This is a genomic window from Vibrio sp. ZF57 (assembly GCF_001691235.1).
Taxonomy (GTDB): Bacteria; Pseudomonadota; Gammaproteobacteria; order Enterobacterales; family Vibrionaceae; genus Vibrio; species Vibrio crassostreae_C.
The window spans coordinates 1-17065 of the sequence record NZ_MAKD01000127.1; the positions used below are offsets into that span (position 1 = coordinate 1).

Genomic DNA, 17065 nt, shown 5'->3' on the forward strand with positions numbered 1-17065 from the left:
CGTGACGGATACAGCGGGCAACGCGGCGACAGACAGCGAAAACGCGACGTTGGACACCACTGCAGGAGCCGGTATAGATATCGATCAAGTTACTGGTGATGGGATTGTTAATGCTGAAGAAGCTTCATCTGATCAAGAGATAACAGGTAAAGTTTCTGGTGATGCAAGTGAAGGAGATACTGTACATATTTACTTGGGGGTTGGAGATAGCAAAGTTCTTATCGGTTCGACGGTAGTTCTAGCTGACAATACGTTCAAGTTAGTCACACATGGTTCGAATCTTATTATGGGTAACCCTGCAGATCTTACCGCTACTGTGACTGGAAGTGATGATGCTGGTAACGATTTTGTTGCTTCTAATACAGAGCGTTACTTTGTGTTCACAGATATTCCTGAATCTCCTGTAATTACAAATATCTCAGATGATTCTGCAGCTAGTGATTATTCTGAAGTTACATTGAGTGGTACTGGTGAGCCTGGCTTAACAATATTACTATTCGATGAAGACAGTAATCAGGTGAATGTAGCTCCGATTACAGTCGACAGTAATGGTAACTGGACCACTGATATATCGAACCTGGTTTCTACGTCAGTTAATGACAACGAATTCTTTACAGCCAAACAAGTTGATAATTACGGTAACACTAGTGAATCATCGAATACCGTACATTACTACCATGGTGATTTTGACCCAGCACAGCAAGAAACTACAGATGACTTCGTCTTACTTGGTGGGGGAGATGATCAATTTAATGCCACAGTAGACGACATAGATAACAGATTAGTTGTAGATGGTGGCTCTGGTACAGATACCGCTGTGTTTGATTTCTCTTTGGATTCAGCTTTAGTACAGTTAAACGCTGATGGTTCAGTGACTATCACTGAAAGCAATAGTGATGTGAACACTTTCATCGAGTTTGAAAACTTCAACTTCACTGATGGTGGTAAAACTGTTGAAGAACTCTTTGCCCCTTCAGTTACTATTGTAAGGGATGAAGACGAATTCATTAACAGTGATAGACCTGTGGTTTCATATAATGTAACACTGCCAGCTGGTGCTGCAGTCGGTGCCACGCTGTCGATAGAAGTTGAAGGTCAACTTACTGAAACTAAAGTTCTTACTCAATCTGATATAGATTCTGGCTCCTTATCCTTTGATGTTGATATGGATACGGTTGTAGACGGTGAGCTGAATATTGATGCAGAGTTAACATATCAAAATCAGCCTGCAGGCACGCAATTTATTGGGACTGATGCGTTATCTACCAATATCGACCCTAGTGCATCTAGTTTTAGTATTGACTTAGGTACAGAGCAGACAGCACAGTTCACGTTCGATTCTCACGTAAGTGACGCTGAAGACGATTTAAGCAGTACTGATAATAAAGATGTTCAACTTTCGATTATTGATCTTCCTGAGCTTGGTTCTTTATATGTGGTTGATGGTGATACTCGTACATTAGTTGATGAAAATACAGTTCTAACTGAAGACACCCAAATCGAATATGTACTTGATGAGACTATAAACTCAGACCTGTCTTTTGATGCATCAGAAGATTTTAACAATATAAATGGTTCAGAAACATCTTATACATTAGATAGTGGTGTAATCATTTCTGGTGGTCTTTTCGATGGAGATAGACCAGACTCATCTAGCAATTTAACAGCTGAAACATTGCATTATGATAGTGAGGAAAATGAGTCAGGATTAGGTGTAGGTGATAAAGAACTTGATGTTTCAACTAAAGATTTTATCTCGATAGACTTTACTAAGGTTGGTGATTCTAACGCCACTGAGGTAACAGTAACTGAGGTTAATATCGATTTTGGTAGTGTCTGGGCTCACTATGCCGATAACAATTCTGCTGATGCTGAGATACAAGTTATCTTATTTAAAGATGGTGTTCAGGTAGGCAATGACCCTTACATCTTTGATGATGATACTAATTCTGCCGTTTATGATGGAAGCGGTGAATTCACTGCAAATATCCAGCTTGATGGTGGGTTTGATGAGATTCGTGTATACACAGTTAATGGGGACCAATCAAATGGATCGAACTCTAATATCACATTGCAAGGTGTTGAAGTTGTAGATACGATTGTTTCTGAAAAAATCACCTATGAAGCTACAGATAGTGACAAAGGAACCGATACTGGTGTTATAACCATTTCAACTTCAAGTACACAGGATTCAACAAATAAAGCACCAGTCTTGAATGACTCTCAGCTTGATGCTTCTAATGAAGATCAGGTGGTTAGTTTGTCTCTGGATAAGCTCAATATTACTGATGCTGATGGAGACCAGACATTTATTACAGATGTCAAGGTTGACCCATCATATGGTTCGGTTCAGCTTGTAACAGATTCAGAAGGGAAAGTGACCTCTGCAGAGTTTACACCAGCTTCGGATAAACATTTCGATAGCGTACCGTTTACTGTGACTGTTTCTGATGGAGCTAAGTCGAGCGAAGGTACAGCAACACTTGTTGTGAATGCCGTGGCTGATAAGCCTAATGTTACTGCGGTATTTGGTGATACTTCAAATGTTGTGATTAGTGATGCATTGCATACTAAGCTTGTTAATGCTGATGCTAACACCAGTTTTACTGAAAGTGATTATGCTGAACTTGGTCATACTGTAATGAATCAGTATGGTCAAACAACGGGGACTGTAGGAAATGATTTAATCGTTGGTTCTGATGTAAGCTCTGGTGATAGTTTGATTGGAGATGCTAATACAAACCCAGGAGGTACAGGTTCTGATATTTTTGTTGGCCGTGATGGTGATGATCATCTTTCTGGTGGTACTGGTTCATTGGATGCTGAAAGTGCTATTGATACTGCAGTATATGAAGGTGATTTTTCTGAATACAATTTAACTTTTGTTGGTGACACGACGACACAACATGATTGGACTATCGTGGATAGTTTGAACCGTGATACTCCTGAATGGGGTAGTACTGGTGATAAACTGTATCAAATTGAACGTTTAATTTTTGCAGATGCTATTGTTGAACTTAATGAAGACGGAACATTCAATGTGCTTCAAGATGCTGGCTTTACAGTAACAGCTTCGGTAGCAGATACAGACGGAAGTGAGTACCTAGACGAAGTTAGAATTTCCGGGTTACCAGATTCTGCAGAAATTATTGATAAAGATACTGGTAATGTTCTTGGTGGTTTCGTAACCGTTGGTGATGAATCTGTCTGGGTCATTGATATTGAAGGTGACACTACACAGCATATTAGCTATGACAATCTTGCAGTAAGAGATAGTTCAGGTGAACAGTTAGATGTTGATGTTGAAGTCGTTGCTGTAGATGTGAATGAAAATGTTTCAACAGCGAGTACTAGTGTTAATGTTGCTGAAACTAACGATATCATGGCAGATCAAGGCGGGAGCGTACCAACAACAGTCATTACTCTGATTATTGATTCTTCTGGAAGTATGGCAAGTACTCCGAGTGGTCTAAGCGATATGAGAATTGAGTACGTATTGCAAGCGTCAATTAATCTCTTGCAAAACGTGGCTGATCAAGAAGGCAGTGAAGATGTTCTGGTACAGTTAATAGACTTTGATTCTGGAGCGACGAATACTGGTTGGAAGACAGTAGCTGAAGCTATAGCTATTCTTACCACCGCTCAAGAAAAAGTAGATGAGAGAAATTATAACGGTATCTTCGATGCGCAAGGCGGAACGGATTATGAAGATGGCGTAGAGGCAGCAATCGCTGGTTACAATACTAACCCAGTTTCAAATTTGTCATCTGACGATACCAATGACGTTGTTTACTTCTTAAGTGACGGTCGAGACAATGGCGATTGGGACAGTGATACCAACAGCGATTGGGACAGCTTTATTGCCGATAAAGATGTGACTGCCGTTGGAGTCGGTAGCTCAGATAATGTGTCTGAGAGTGGTCTTAAAGAAGTCGCTGGTAACAATGGTAAAGTTGTTTATATACCAGACTCTCTAATCACAACGGAATTACCAAAACTTCGTCCAACAATCGGTATTGCTGGTTCGTTGTTGCTATCTCTATCTGGCCTAGATGCAGTAGCAGTAATGATTGATGAGAGCAAAGCGTCAGTGATTCAGAAAGTCGATACTGATGGAAACACCATTAACCTGCCAACAGGTCTAACATTTACCAAAGACAGTGTTGGGAATGAACTGGTTGTTGATATTGGTTACGGAGAATTTCGAGTTGCACAAGATGGTTCATACTATTTCCAACCATCAAGTGACAGCACAGCAAGTGACACCGGTAAAGCGGTTGCATTTGAAATCCTTGTAACTGTAGAAGACAGTCAAGGCGCTCAGTCACAGCAACTTATTACATTAAATCTAAGCCCTAGCGGTGAGGTGAATGTTGCACCTACTTCTTCGTTTAACGCATCGACAGGTGATGATCAGTTCCAGGGTACTGAACAAGATGACATTATCTTAGGTCATGCTGGTAATGATGTACTACTAGGGGCTGCGGGCGATGATATCTTACTCGGTGGCGACGGTAGCGATATCTTAATCGGTGGCTTAGGTGATGACATTCTAACTGGTGGCGACGGTGATGATATCTTCAAGTGGGTTGATGAACCTTTGAACAACTATCGAGACGTTATTACTGACTTTGAAGTGGGCAGTGACCGTATTGATTTGTCTGAACTCCTTCATGATGAAAATACAATGGATGATGTTCTTGAACATTTGTCAGCTAAGATTAGCGATAACAACCAAGACCTAGAGTTAACCATTACTAATGATCAAGGTTCTCAAACTATAGTATTGCAGGGCCAAGCAAGTAATCTTAGTGGTTTTGACGTCGATTCTTCTGGTGTTTATTCCGGTGATGAATTGACGAATTTAGTAAATTCACTAATGACTAACCTACCAAACTCTTAATTCATGAATAACAAAAAGGGCCGAAAGGCCCTTTTTTAATATGTCTGTTTCGTCATATAAAATAATAGAGTCAAAAGCTCAAGGATTAGAGAACCTTACAAGCGAAACCTTTCAGGTAGAAACCTTCTGGGTAGGCAGTGTCTGTTAGGTGGTCGGCTGCTTGTTCGAAGCGTTCTACGAATTTAACAGTGCGGCCTGCATCTAATGCTGCATCAGCAATGATTTTTTGGAACAAATCAGTACCCATTAAGCCAGAGCAAGAGTAGGTGAGTAGAGTGCCACCTGGTTTCAGGATTTGCATCGCAAGCATGTTAACGTCTTTGTAGCCGTTAGCGCCTGAAGTTAGGTTATTCTTGCTTGAAACAAACTTTGGTGGGTCCATGATCACTACGTCAAACTTAGTGCCTTGATCACGGTACTCACGAAGCAGTTTGAAAACGTCAGCGTTTAGGAATACAGCGCGCTTTTTCGAGATATCAAACTCATTAAGTTCAGCGTTGAATTTAGCGGTATCAAGAGCAAGTTGAGATACGTCAGCGTTGATAACACGCTTCGCGTCGCCTTTAAGTGCGTAAAGGCCAAAGCCACCTGTATATGAGAAACAGTTAAGGACATCTTTGCCTTTAACGTACTTCATCGATTCTTTGCGGCTATCACGTTGGTCCATGTAGAAGCCTGTTTTGTGGCCTTCCATAATGTTCACGCTGATTTTAACGCCATTTTCTTCAATCACGATAGATTTTGGTGGCTCTTCACCATGAAGAACGCCGACAACTTGTTCTAGGCCTTCTTTCTTACGAACTGCCACGTCTGAACGCTCGTAGATGTTGCAGTCAGGGAAGCACTCGATTAACGCTTCAACCAATACGCTTTTGTTAAACTCAGCGCCAGCACTTAGCAGTTGGCAAACAAGAAAGTCTTGGTATTTGTCGATTGTGATACCTGGTAAGCCATCAGACTCTGCGGCCGTTAGGCGGTAGCCCGTTAGACCATCACGTTCGATAATGTCTTCTCGTAAAGACTGTGCGTCTTGAATTCGTTTTACGAAGAACGCCTTGTTGATCTCTTCTTTTTCAAATGTCCAAACACGAGCTCGAATTTGAGATTCTGGTGAGTAAGCCGCTTTTGCAAGCCACTGACCATTTTGAGCATATACGTCTACAGTTTCACCTTGTTTTGGTTCGCCTTCGACCTTATCGATACCGCGTGAAAATACCCAAGGGTGTTTGCGGCGTAGTGATTTATCTCGGCCTTTAGCTAGATGAATTGAAGGAGTCATAATTTACTCTGTTTGTTGAATTTGAAGGAGGGGTATTGTCGGGGAAGTGCAGGTGAAAAGCAAATAAGAAAGGGCTGCAGAAGCAGCCCTAGTAATGATTAATCAACACATTGTGGTGGATATCAGTATTAAGCTTTAAGACCTGTCAGCAAACCTTCCATCGTATCGCTTTGTTTACGAAGTTGGTCAACATTGGAATTACTCTTACTGATCATCTCGCAGATACTGTCTGACTGATGACGAATCTCTTCAACACTCTGTGCAATGTTGTCAGCGACTACGCCTTGTTCTTCAGCCGCGGTAGCAATTTGAGTGCTGCTATCTGAAATAGACTGGTTTTTTCCGCTAATGAACCGATCTCGACGTTCACTTCTGACATCAGTGTTTGGCCTTCGTTAGCATTGTTCACCGTGACTTCCATCAGCTTGGTCAGTGATTGACTGTTACGTTGTAATGATTCAATCATGCTTTGGATTTCAACCGTTGCTTGCTGAGTACGACGGGCAAGGGCACGAACTTCATCGGCAACAACAGCAAATCCACGACCTTGCTCGCCAGCACGTGCGGCTTCGATAGCTGCGTTCAACGCTAACAGGTTAGTCTGTTCAGAAATACCGTTGATGGTTGTGACTACTTCATCGATCTGCGCCGCGTTGGCATCCAGTTCTTCTACTGCTTGTGAAGCGGACTGGATCTCTTGAGATAGGCTAGAGATAGACTCCAGTGTATTTGAAACCTTGACTTGACCGCTCTGAGCAACGCCGCGAGCGTCCATCGTTTGTGAGCTAGACGCATGAGCAAGGGTAGCGACTTCGCGAATGGTAGCCGCCATTTGTTCCGTTGCACTTGCTAAGCTATTCAGGTGTTCTTGTTGGTTACCTGAGATGTCTGAACTTTGTTGTGTTGACTGGTTCAAGTCCGAGCTGATCTGCTGCATGAGAGCGACAGACTCTTGGATTGATAGAACCATGTTTTGTTCACGCTCCGCAACTTTATCGATTGTAATCGCGATTTCACTGAACTCGTCACGAACTAAGAAGTAGTTCATGCGGCAAGTTAAGTCGCCATTCGCAAGCGTGTTCAGAGCTTTGTTCATAGAGAACATCGCGCCGCCAATAAAGGTCATGATGTAGTAAACACCTAGTGCGATAAGCGTTAGGGTTACAGCGATGATAGAAACCTGAGTCGTCGATAGAGCAGACCAAAGGTTTTGGTCATGGTTAGCAACTAGGCTGAACGCTCCATTCATCATTGAAACAGAACCAGCACCGTAGCCTAAAGAGATGGTTTCAGAGCTGCTGACAAGCTGAGCTACTTGATCTTTAGTGAGTTGACCCGCTTCGATAAGCCCTTTCATCAAGAGCATTTCTTCTTGATAAAGGTGAGCAAGTAAAGAGTCCGCGGCACTATCTAAAACGAGAGTTAATATAACCAGGGCGAGAAGAGGCAATAAGAAGAGTAGATAGAACTTTTCTTGGATTTTTAGGTGAATGAGATATTTGTCAATCCAACGAAATGGGATTTCTTTCATAATCGTTATACTCGAAGTAAGTCCACCAATAAGCGGTGAATGAATAGAAACTCGACTATATCATTCATATAATTTATGAGGCAACGTTATGGAAAGTTCACAATATATTTTTGTCGTGTCAGGCGTAGTTCAATGTGTTGGGTTCCGTTACCACACCAGTAGGCAGGCGCAAGCTATGGGTCTCTCAGGTTATGCAAAGAACTTAAATGATGGTCGAGTTGAAGTGTTAGTTGTCGGAGAGAGTCAGCAAATTGAGAAGTTACATGCTTGGCTCTATATTGGCCCTTCGAGCGCAACAGTCGACAACGTTGTGATGCATCAAGTTAAAGATAGTGAGCGCCAAGACGTACGCATAGGGGCGTTTAAAATACTGTAGTTGTAGCACTACAGTATTTTATATTGAACGTAACTTAATGACCTAAAGCGGGTTAGGTTTTACAAGCACTTTGCTGGTTTAGGTAAACCGGCGAGCTTGGTCGCTTGTTTTGCAGGGCCTTTTTTGAATAACTTGAAAAGGTACTTACTATTGCCTTTTTCTGGGCCGTGAGCTTTTTCCATTGCTTTAACGAGCATGCGAACCGCTGGTGAGGTGTTGAACTCTTCGTAAAAGCTCCTTACAAAATGTACGACTTCTAAGTGTGCATCTGTAAGTTCAATCGCCTCGTCTTGAGCAAGAATTTCAATCATGCCTTCTTCCCATTGCGTGTAATCCAATAGGTAGCCTTGAGCGTCGGTTTCGATTTGCTTGCCGTTATATTCAAACATGTTTAATCCAGAATCCAATTAACTATACGGATAGGGTACATGACCAAGTTTGTCTTTCTCAACAGAAATTGTAGCTATCCAATGAAATATCGTACTTATAGATACAAAAAAGCCCAAGAGGTAGGCTCTTGGGCTAGATATTCTTCAATGATGGGAACGATTAGTCGTCGCTGCCCATGATGCCTAGGATGCTTAGTAGGCTGATGAAGATGTTGTAGATCGATACGTACAAGCTGATCGTTGCAGAGATGTAGTTTGTTTCACCGCCACGAATGATGTTTTGCGTTGTAAGCAAGATAACACCAGTCGAGAACAGGATGAACATACCGCTCATTGCCAATGATAGTAGAGGCATTTGTAGGAAGATGTTTGCAACCATACCTACAAGTAGTACTACGAAACCCGCTAATAGCATGCCATTAAGGAACGACAGGTCACGCTTAGTTGTTAGTGCGTAAGCTGATGCGCCCATAAACGCCAGTGCTGTACCGCCAAGTGCAGTTAGGATGACATCACCCATACCTGCGCCAACGTACATGTTTAAGATTGGACCGATGGTGTAGCCTAAGAAACCTGTAAATAGGAATGTGAAGACTAGACCCATGCTGTTGTCACGGTTCTTTTCTGTTAGGAAAAGTAGGCCGTAGAAGCCAACTAGCATGATAATAAGACCCGGGCGAGGAAGGTTCATCGCCATGGATACGCCTGCTACAACAGCAGACCAAAGTAGTGTCATAGACAGTAATGCGTAGGTGTTACGCAACACTTTATTGGTTTGCAGAGCACTTTCTTGAGATGCTGTGCGTGAAAACATAGGGCTGTTCATAATCTTCCTCGTAAGGTGACTTCAATAGTTATTAGTACATTTATGGGGGTGAAAGTTCGAAAAATCAAGTCTCTCATTCCTCTTGTATACGTAAAATAATAATCAAAATAGTCGGTTAAGTGTTTCTGAAGGTGTAACAAAGTATTTCTTAAAGTGCAGTTAAGGTTCGTTGTTCAATTTTAATCGCACTGAATCGCTGTTTATAATCTTGAAAAACTAATTATAACACTGAAAACAAAGAGGCGACCTAAGCCGCCTCTGTAGTTTATGCATCATAACACATTAGTGGTGTAAGATTTGGCTTAAGAAGTTCTGCGTTCTGTCTGATTGTGGGTTTTCAAAGAAATCGACAGGGTTGTTCTCTTCTATGATTTCACCGGCATCCATGAAGATAACGCGATCCGCGACCTCTTTAGCAAAGCCCATCTCGTGCGTTACACAAAGCATCGTCATGCCTTCTTCTGCAAGCTCAACCATTACGTCTAACACCTCACGAACCATTTCTGGATCGAGCGCCGACGTTGGCTCATCAAACAGCATCACTTGAGGGTTCATACACAAAGAGCGAGCGATAGCTACACGCTGCTGTTGACCACCTGAAAGCTGACCTGGGAACTTGTCCGCTTGCTCAGGGATTTTTACGCGCTCTAGGTACTTCATTGCAATCGCTTCGGCTTCTTCTTTTGGCATCTTTTTGACCCAGATTGGAGCCAGAGTACAGTTCTCTAATACCGTCAGATGTGGAAACAGATTGAAGTGTTGGAAACACATGCCGACATCTCTACGCACGGCTTCGATGTTCTTTAGGTCTTCCGTTAATTCATTACCTGAAACGAAGATATGACCTTTTTGGTGCTCTTCTAATCGGTTGATGCAGCGGATCATCGTTGATTTACCAGAGCCTGAAGGGCCACAGATAACGATTTTCTCGCCTTTTTTAACTTCTAAATTGATGTTCTTAAGTACGTGGAATTCACCGTACCACTTGTTCATGTCTTTCAACTCGATCATAAGACCTTGAGAGTTGTTTTCTGTCTGCTGCGTCATAATACGTCCTTGATCTTGTTAATTATCGTTTGTGACCGGTGTGAAGTCTGTTTTCTAGCCATATCGAATATCTCGACATGCCAAAACAAAACACCCAGAACACTAACGCGACAAATACATAACTTTCTGTTGAATACCCAAGCCATTCAGGGTCGGTATTCGCGGCTTGGCCAATTCCTAGTACATCAAACATACCAATAATCAAAACAAGACTGGTATCTTTAAACAAACCAATGAAGGTGTTCACAATTGAAGGAATCGTGATTTTAAGAGCTTGAGGTAGAATGATAAGCCCAGTCTTTTTCCAGTAGCTTAACCCCAGAGCATCAGCTGCTTCGTATTGGCCTTTTGGTATTGCTTGTAGACCACCTCGAATTACTTCGGCCATGTAGGCTGCACTGAATAGAACTACCCCTACAAGTGCTCGAATGAGCTTATCGGTTTCTGTCCCTTCTGATAAAAAGAGTGGCAGCATTACTGAAGCCATGAATAGAACTGTAATGAGCGGTACGCCACGCCAAATTTCGATGTATACGGTACACATACTGCGAATGATCGGCATCTCTGAGCGACGCCCAAGAGCAAGTGCAACACCAATAGGGAGTGACACTACAATACCAACAAGTGCGATGACCAGTGTAACCAATAGGCCGCCCCATTTATGGGTATCAACAACTTCTAACCCAAAGACGCCACCGTATAGCAAGCCGGCAATGATAAATGGGTAGATGTTGACGAAGAACAACCAAATCCACGTACGTTTAGGTGTTTTTTCATAAGCCAGTAAGGCTACAAAAATGGCCAACGTTGCGTAGAAGAGGCGAGGTCGCCACAGTTCAGCTTCTGGGTAGAAGCCATACATGAATTGGTCCCAACGAACGCTGATAAAAACCCAACAAGCGCCTTCGCTAGTACAGGCATCGCGTGTGGTTCCTATCCAGTCGGCACTGATGAATGCCCAATCCGCTATTGCCCATAATAGGGTGAAAGCAAAGTAAGCAAGAATCACAGTGACGACGCTGTTAATAGGTCCATTAAATAGATTTTTTCTTAACCAACCGACTGGCCCAACGGTATTCGCTGGAGGCGGAAGATCAGGTTGAAATTGATGTGTACTCATCTTATCTCTCCACCAACGCTACTTTGCGGTTGTATATGTTCATTAGAGCGGATGTTAATAGGCTCAAGGTTAGGTAGACGCCCATTGTCATCGCGATTACTTCGATAGCTTGTCCAGTTTGGTTAAGTGTTGTTCCTGCAAATACAGAGACAAGATCAGGATAACCAATGGCCATCGCAAGTGATGAGTTTTTGGTCAGGTTTAGATACTGACTGGTTAGTGGTGGGATAATGATTCTTAATGCTTGTGGAATAATGACAAGCTTTAGAGTTCTAGAACGTGGGATGCCTAGAGACATCGCAGCCTCAGTTTGCCCATGGTTTACCGCGTTAATACCTGAACGAACAATCTCAGCAATGAACGCTGCTGTATAGATACTTAAAGCGAGCATCAATGCAGCAAGCTCAGGGATTATCGTAACACCACCCTTGAAGTTAAACCCTTTCAACACAGGGTAATCTGCAGAGATAGGCATGCCCATAACAAAGTAAGTTATCAACGGTAAGCCTAAAATCAACGCAGCGGCAATTCGCAACATCGGTGTTTGTTGGCCGGTCAGTTTCTGTCTGTTCTTAGCCCAGATGTTGATAATAAACGTAGCGATAATACCGACAATCAATGATGCGATGACAATGCTACTGCCTTGCTCAAAGACTGGAGCAGGGAAGTACAACCCGCGTACGTTCAAGAAAATTGCTTCACCTAGACTCATACTTTGACGAGCAGAAGGCAAGGCTTGTAGAACGGCGAAATACCAGAAAAAGATTTGTAATAGCAGAGGGATATTTCGGAATATCTCAATGTAGACAGCTGCAAATCGGCTAACTAGCCAGTTTGAAGAGAGTCTAGCGATACCCATACTAAAGCCCAGCACTGTCGCTAGCATGATGCCGAGTACTGAAACCAAAGCGGTATTGAGAAGACCGATAAAGAATGTACGACCGTATGAGAAGGTCTCGTCGTATTCAATCAGTGTTAAGCCGATACCAAAACCAGCTTCTTGGGAGAGAAAATCAAAACCAGTGGTGATACCACGGGAATCTAAGTTTGTGAGTGCATTATTTACAATCGTGTAAAAGAAAGCACAAAGCGCCCCGACGGCGATAATTTGGAAAATGATGGAGCGAAAAGTGGGGTTGTAAAATAAGTTGGCACTTTTGGGCTGTGGCTTTGCCTGAGCTGGAGAAATAGTTTCATTAGGTTTCATACTACTATAACCTCAAATCCATTTAATAAATAGGGCGGAAAACTCCGCCCTAATTGATGCTTGAAAATTTATTAACGGATTGGTGGAGCGTACATAAAGCCGCCCGCATTCCATAATGCATTTACACCACGAGAGATTTGAAGTGGAGAACCTGTACCAACAGTACGCTCAAAACTCTCACCGTAGTTACCAACTTGCTTAATTACTTGGTAACCCCAGTCGTCGCGAATGCCAAGGCCTTTACCTTTAGGACCGTCTACACCAAGAATACGTTTGATGTTTGGATCTTTTGACTTAAGCATTTCGTCTGCATTTTTAGAGGAGATGCCGTATTCTTCCGCGTTAATCATTGCTGAAAGTGTCCACTTAGCAACGTTAAACCATTGATCATCATCTTGACGAACAACAGGGCCTAGAGGCTCTTTAGAGATGATTTCAGGAAGTACTTCTGCAGATTTAGGATCAGCTAGGTTTAGGCGAAGTGCGTATAGACCAGATTGGTCAGTTGTTAGTACGTCACAACGACCTGCGTCGAAACCTTTCGATGTTTGTGCTGCCGTATCGAATACCACTGGCTTGTAAGACATGCCACTGTTACGGAAGTAATCGGCTAGGTTAAGTTCAGTTGTTGTACCTGATTGAACACATACAGAAGCGCCATCAAGCTCTTGAGCACTTGTTAGGCCAAGTTCTTTCTTAACCATGAAGCCTTGACCATCGTAGTAGTTAACGCCTACGAAGTTCAGACCTAGAGCAGTGTCACGATGTAATGTCCATGTTGTGTTACGAGATAGTACGTCGATTTCGCCAGATTGAAGCGCAGTAAAACGCTCTTTTGCTGTTAGAGGTACATATTTAACTTTAGTCTTGTCACCGAGTACAGCCGCTGCAAGAGCTTGACAATACTCAACATCAATTCCTTCCCATTCACCTTTTGAGTTAGGGTTAGAGAACCCTGGAAGACCGGTACTTACACCACAAGTTAGAAAACCTTGAGATGTGACTTTGTCCAGAGTGCTTTCTGCCGCTGATGCCGATGTTGCCATCATCGCAGTTGATGCAGCTACTACTGAAGCAAGAAGTGTTAGTTTATTTGTCATTTGTATCCTTCCTTGTTAACCAGGTGACACCTGATACTCGTGCTCGTTTGAGTTTCTCTTATGTGTTGCGTTTTCTATGACCTTGTTGTTCAAATTAAACGAGTTGCATTTTGCAAATGAAACTGTGTGCGATTTAAACAACTGTTTATAAGGTTAGGAAAGGATCCGTAGTTTCACAAATGTATAATTTAAAAAGAATTTTGAATGAAATCACAAATCCGAACACAATTAGAATGACCAAATGTTAAGTGAATGTAAATAGTGCAACGGTTCACACTGTTGGTGCAACGAGATTTAGATTTTTATATTGATAATCGACTAGATAAATATTCTGAATAAACATCATAATGATGAAATATTAAACTTAAGAAATGTTGAAATTTGGTCAATAAATATTTTTATTACACTTCGATAGTTATGAATATGCTCCAAATTTGGTAGCATGGCTGAATAGTTATTGAAGTAGTCTCAAGGAAGAACATGCGTTATTTCCCAATGTTTTTGGATGTAGAAAATAAGCCAATCTTAGTGGTTGGTGGGGGTGAGGTTGCTTGCCGTAAAGTCGATAGCTTACTACGAGCGGGAGCGGATGTGACTTTGGTGTCTCCCAAGGTAGCGCCTTACTTAAAGCAGCTTGTGGACGAGAACAAGCTTCACTGGGTTCAAAACTTTTACTCGTCACAGATCATATCGAAAAATTACTTGCAGGTTTGGGCCACAACAGACAACCCAAGCTTGAATCACCAAGTGTATAATGATGCGAAAAAACTGGGCATTTTAGTCAATGTGGTTGACGATCTTCCTTACTGCGATTTCATCACACCTTCGATGATAAATCGCGGCAGAATCCAAATTGCCATCTCTAGTGGCGGGGCATCACCTGTTTTAGTAAGAAATATCAGAGAAAAACTCGAAACGGTATTGCCACAAAACATAGGTTTGATAGCAGACTTCGGTGCATCAAAACGCAATTCAATCAAAGAGTCATTCCCAACCGTCGACGAGCGTCGTAAATTTTGGGAGCGTTTCTTGTCATCCAGCTTTATCGAGCAGGTGAATGACAGAGAGCAGTTAGAGTCTTACTACCAGCAAGCGCTAACCGAAGGCATTGATAGCGAAGGGCAGGTCACTTGGATTGAATTCGAGCAAGATGTCGAGCTGCTGTCTATGAAGGCTTTACGTTTGATGCAGGAGGCAGAGCTCGTACTTTCACCGAGTGATTGTCCATTTGAATTTATCGACCTGTGCCGCCGAGATGCAGAAAGAGAGAGCTACGCCAACAGCGGAGAGCTATCAACAAAGCTTGAGCAAGCAAGAGCAGAGAAATTACGAGTGTGTGTGTTTATTCCACCAGCAAGCGTAGAGTTTAATCTGTTGGTCGGCAAAGACCTAAAATTGTCAGCAGCCCAAGTACTCAGTTGAGGTAATTGCTTCTAGTTGAAATGAGAGCTTTCTGGTTGTTTAAAATCGGCTAGAGGCTCGGAATAAAACTAAAGCTGGACCAGATAAATAAAAAGCCACTTCAAAAGAAGTGGCTTTTTGCTATTTCAAACACGACATTGTGCTGATGAATGAGCAACCCAAATAGGCGGTCACTCAAACTCAAAAATTAGTCGCGGAAGTTGTCAAACTGGAAAGGTTGACCAAGTTCACCGCCGCGAACTAGAGCCATAACAGCTTGTAGGTCATCACGCTTCTTACCAGTAACACGAACTTTGTCGCCTTGGATAGAAGCTTGAACTTTAACTTTGTTGTCTTTGATTAGCTTAACGATCTTCTTAGCGACATCAGTTTCAATGCCTTGCTTAAAGATAACCGTTTGGTGCCAAGTGCGACCTGTTTGGTCTGCCGCTTTCGCTTCCATCGCGTTAGGATCAACATTACGCTTCGTTAGGTTGCTGCGAAGGATATCGCGCATTTGCTTCAGTTGAAAATCGTCTTGAGCAGTCAATTTTACTGATTCATCTTTGTAATCAAAGCTTGCGTCAATGCCGCGGAAATCGAAACGAGTCGATAGTTCACGGTTTGCGTTGTCTACTGCGTTACGCAGTTCTACTGCTTCTACTTCAGAGATAATGTCAAATGATGGCATTGTGTTGTTTCCTTAAGCTAAGTTTCTATCTTTAATTGCTGTTGCAAGCATGTCTAGCATTGTTGCAGTATCTTCCCAGCTTAGGCATGGGTCAGTAATCGACTTGCCATATTCTAGGTTGTTAATGTCTGTCATTGGCTGGTTGCCTTCAATAATGAAGCTCTCTGCCATAATGCCTGCAATTTGGTTCTTGTTAGATTTAATTTGCTCACAAATGTCTTGTGCAACTTCTAACTGCTTACGGTGTTGCTTCTGACAGTTAGCGTGGCTAAAGTCTACAACCAAACGTTGAGGTAGATCGAATTCAGCCAGTTGCTTACATGCAGTATCTACAGATTCAGCGTCGAAGTTAGGGCCTTTATCACCACCACGTAGAATAACGTGACCGTATGGGTTGCCAGAAGTACGGTAAACCGTCATGCGGCCGTTCTTATCTGGAGAGTAGAAGTAGTGTGAAGCATGTGCTGCACGAATTGCATCGATAGCAATCTTGATGTTGCCGTTGGTCGCGTTCTTGAAGCCAACAGGGCAAGACAGTGCAGAAGCCATTTCACGGTGAATCTGAGATTCAGTTGTACGAGCGCCAATCGCACCCCAAGTGATAAGGTCTGCAATGTATTGACCTGTGATCATATCAAGGAATTCAGTCGCGGTAGCTAGGCCAAGCTTGTTGATATCTAGCAGAAGCTTACGAGCTTTGTTCAAGCCTGTTTCAAGTGCGTATGAACCATCAAGGTTAGGATCTGTAATCAAACCCTTCCAACCTACAACAGTACGAGGCTTCTCGAAGTAGGTTCTCATTACAACGAACAGTTCATCTTTGTACTGGTCTTGAATTTTGCTTAGGCGCTCAGCGTAATCAAGTGCCGCATCTGTATCGTGAACAGAGCAAGGGCCTACGATGACTAATAGGCGGTTATCACGACCAGTTAGGATATCTTCGATTTGGCGGCGAGAATTTTTAATGCGCTCAGCAACGTCGTCAGTAATAGGGTGTGCATTGCCTAGTTCGGCAGGAGTTGGCATAGGACCCAGAGCTTGGGTTCTCAACTCATCAGTTTTTAATGGCATGTGATAGCTTTTTTATTCTATTGCGAAGTGGTTAAGATAACGGAATTGAACAGAGGAATAAACTCTATTGAGTCAAAGTTATCTCAGTTATTGCTAATATTCTTATTTTTATCAGCAGGCCAGC

At 42.6% G+C, this 17065-nt stretch carries 12 protein-coding genes and 1 pseudogene; 3 read left to right on the top strand and 10 right to left on the bottom strand.

Going from position 1 to position 17065, the window contains the following annotated elements:
- The first annotated feature begins 1 nt into the window (after nt 1).
- Nucleotides 2-4903 (top strand): Ig-like domain-containing protein, encoded by a 4902-nt coding sequence (locus tag A6D97_RS19130; protein ID WP_276202730.1) that lies wholly within the window; start codon nt 2-4, stop codon nt 4901-4903.
- An 85-nt stretch (nt 4904-4988) separates the two neighbouring features.
- Here the strand turns inward: A6D97_RS19130 and A6D97_RS19135 are convergent, their stop codons facing one another.
- Nucleotides 4989-6182, bottom strand: a complete 1194-nt coding sequence (locus tag A6D97_RS19135) for a class I SAM-dependent methyltransferase (protein ID WP_017059708.1) — start codon at nt 6180-6182, stop codon at nt 4989-4991.
- Nucleotides 6183-6310: 128 nt separating this feature from the next.
- A pseudogene (locus A6D97_RS19140) lies at nt 6311-7713 on the bottom strand (methyl-accepting chemotaxis protein).
- A gap of 88 nt (nt 7714-7801) precedes the next feature.
- Here A6D97_RS19140 and yccX point away from each other — a divergent pair.
- The gene (gene yccX, locus A6D97_RS19145) at nt 7802-8089 is read left to right on the top strand and encodes an acylphosphatase (RefSeq protein ID WP_017059706.1); all 288 of its coding nucleotides are present in this window, start codon (nt 7802-7804) and stop codon (nt 8087-8089) included.
- A 59-nt stretch (nt 8090-8148) separates the two neighbouring features.
- On the opposite strand, the gene A6D97_RS19150 is transcribed toward yccX, so the two are convergent.
- From A6D97_RS19150 to A6D97_RS19175, 6 genes are all read right to left on the bottom strand, one after another.
- The gene (locus A6D97_RS19150; protein ID WP_017057205.1) at nt 8149-8478 is read right to left on the bottom strand and encodes a TusE/DsrC/DsvC family sulfur relay protein; all 330 of its coding nucleotides are present in this window, start codon (nt 8476-8478) and stop codon (nt 8149-8151) included.
- A 160-nt stretch (nt 8479-8638) separates the two neighbouring features.
- Nucleotides 8639-9304 carry a Bax inhibitor-1/YccA family protein gene (locus tag A6D97_RS19155; RefSeq protein WP_017057206.1) on the bottom strand — a complete coding sequence of 222 codons (666 nt, stop codon included), beginning with the start codon at nt 9302-9304 and terminating at the stop codon, nt 8639-8641.
- Nucleotides 9305-9586: 282 nt separating this feature from the next.
- Complete coding sequence (locus A6D97_RS19160) at nt 9587-10351, bottom strand: amino acid ABC transporter ATP-binding protein (protein ID WP_017059704.1); 765 nt, start codon at nt 10349-10351, stop codon at nt 9587-9589.
- 22 nt (nt 10352-10373) lie between these two features.
- The gene (locus A6D97_RS19165) at nt 10374-11471 is read right to left on the bottom strand and encodes an amino acid ABC transporter permease (protein ID WP_017059703.1); all 1098 of its coding nucleotides are present in this window, start codon (nt 11469-11471) and stop codon (nt 10374-10376) included.
- Nucleotide 11472: 1 nt separating this feature from the next.
- Nucleotides 11473-12678 (bottom strand): amino acid ABC transporter permease, encoded by a 1206-nt coding sequence (locus A6D97_RS19170; RefSeq protein WP_017066316.1) that lies wholly within the window; start codon nt 12676-12678, stop codon nt 11473-11475.
- 71 nt (nt 12679-12749) lie between these two features.
- On the bottom strand, nt 12750-13778 hold the full coding sequence (locus tag A6D97_RS19175) for an amino acid ABC transporter substrate-binding protein (protein WP_017059701.1): 1029 nt from the start codon (nt 13776-13778) through the stop codon (nt 12750-12752).
- Nucleotides 13779-14258: 480 nt separating this feature from the next.
- Between A6D97_RS19175 and A6D97_RS19180 the strand changes: the two genes are divergently transcribed.
- Nucleotides 14259-15200, top strand: a complete 942-nt coding sequence (locus A6D97_RS19180; protein WP_017059700.1) for a bifunctional precorrin-2 dehydrogenase/sirohydrochlorin ferrochelatase — start codon at nt 14259-14261, stop codon at nt 15198-15200.
- A gap of 187 nt (nt 15201-15387) precedes the next feature.
- On the opposite strand, the gene A6D97_RS19185 is transcribed toward A6D97_RS19180, so the two are convergent.
- Both A6D97_RS19185 and A6D97_RS19190 read right to left on the bottom strand, forming a co-directional pair.
- Nucleotides 15388-15870 (bottom strand): YajQ family cyclic di-GMP-binding protein, encoded by a 483-nt coding sequence (locus A6D97_RS19185; protein WP_065585045.1) that lies wholly within the window; start codon nt 15868-15870, stop codon nt 15388-15390.
- A gap of 12 nt (nt 15871-15882) precedes the next feature.
- Nucleotides 15883-16941, bottom strand: coding sequence for a 3-deoxy-7-phosphoheptulonate synthase (locus A6D97_RS19190; RefSeq protein ID WP_017059698.1), 1059 nt, complete (start codon nt 16939-16941; stop codon nt 15883-15885).
- Nucleotides 16942-17065: the final 124 nt, after the last annotated feature.

Coding starts and splice junctions, on each gene's coding strand:
- A6D97_RS19135 (WP_017059708.1), bottom strand. CDS start 6,182: ATGACTCCTTCAATTCATCTAGCTAAAGGCCGAGATAAATCACTACGC.
- yccX (WP_017059706.1), top strand. CDS start 7,802: ATGGAAAGTTCACAATATATTTTTGTCGTGTCAGGCGTAGTTCAATGT.
- A6D97_RS19150 (WP_017057205.1), bottom strand. CDS start 8,478: ATGTTTGAATATAACGGCAAGCAAATCGAAACCGACGCTCAAGGCTAC.
- A6D97_RS19155 (WP_017057206.1), bottom strand. CDS start 9,304: ATGAACAGCCCTATGTTTTCACGCACAGCATCTCAAGAAAGTGCTCTG.
- A6D97_RS19160 (WP_017059704.1), bottom strand. CDS start 10,351: ATGACGCAGCAGACAGAAAACAACTCTCAAGGTCTTATGATCGAGTTG.
- A6D97_RS19165 (WP_017059703.1), bottom strand. CDS start 11,471: ATGAGTACACATCAATTTCAACCTGATCTTCCGCCTCCAGCGAATACC.
- A6D97_RS19170 (WP_017066316.1), bottom strand. CDS start 12,678: ATGAAACCTAATGAAACTATTTCTCCAGCTCAGGCAAAGCCACAGCCC.
- A6D97_RS19175 (WP_017059701.1), bottom strand. CDS start 13,778: ATGACAAATAAACTAACACTTCTTGCTTCAGTAGTAGCTGCATCAACT.
- A6D97_RS19180 (WP_017059700.1), top strand. CDS start 14,259: ATGCGTTATTTCCCAATGTTTTTGGATGTAGAAAATAAGCCAATCTTA.
- A6D97_RS19185 (WP_065585045.1), bottom strand. CDS start 15,870: ATGCCATCATTTGACATTATCTCTGAAGTAGAAGCAGTAGAACTGCGT.
- A6D97_RS19190 (WP_017059698.1), bottom strand. CDS start 16,941: ATGCCATTAAAAACTGATGAGTTGAGAACCCAAGCTCTGGGTCCTATG.